This window comes from Frankia gtarii (genome assembly GCF_025403375.1).
GTDB lineage: Bacteria > Actinomycetota > Actinomycetes > Frankiales > Frankiaceae > Frankia > Frankia gtarii.
This window is the reverse complement of record NZ_JAMPTM010000630.1, coordinates 1-421: the sequence shown is the minus strand read 5'-3', so window position 1 is coordinate 421 and position 421 is coordinate 1. Positions and strand designations below refer to the sequence as shown.

Here is a 421-nt window from a genome sequence, read left to right as displayed (position 1 = left end):
GTGTAAATATTGACCTACCCACCCGGTAGTCGAATAAAGCGTTACGAGCGCGATACCTGCGACAGCCGTCGGTAAGGCAAAAGGCAGATCGACTAAAGCATCGACGACTTTTTTACCAAAAAATTGATAACGTACTAACACCCAAGCGACGAGAGTCCCAAAAATGGCATAAATGCTGGCGCCAATAAAAGACGCCGTAAATGACAGCTTGTATGAGGCTACAACCTGAGGATGACTAATGGCGACCCAAAAGTCAGCCCAACTCATTTGCAGCGTAAACAGAACTAATCCGGCTACAGGAATAAGAAATAGCAAACTTAAATATAAAACTGAGAAGCCTAAGGTAATACCAAATCCAGGTAGCACAGATTTTATGACAACCTTGCTCATATCATTATTCCGTCGCGAGATAAGTGAAACC

1 protein-coding gene is annotated in these 421 nt (G+C 43.5%); it reads right to left on the bottom strand.

The annotated features are described in order from the left end of the window. Positions 1-390 (bottom strand): ABC transporter permease (locus NBZ83_RS34750; protein ID WP_498041107.1); only part of this gene is annotated, 390 nt, incomplete at its 3' end. Positions 391-421: the final 31 nt, after the last annotated feature.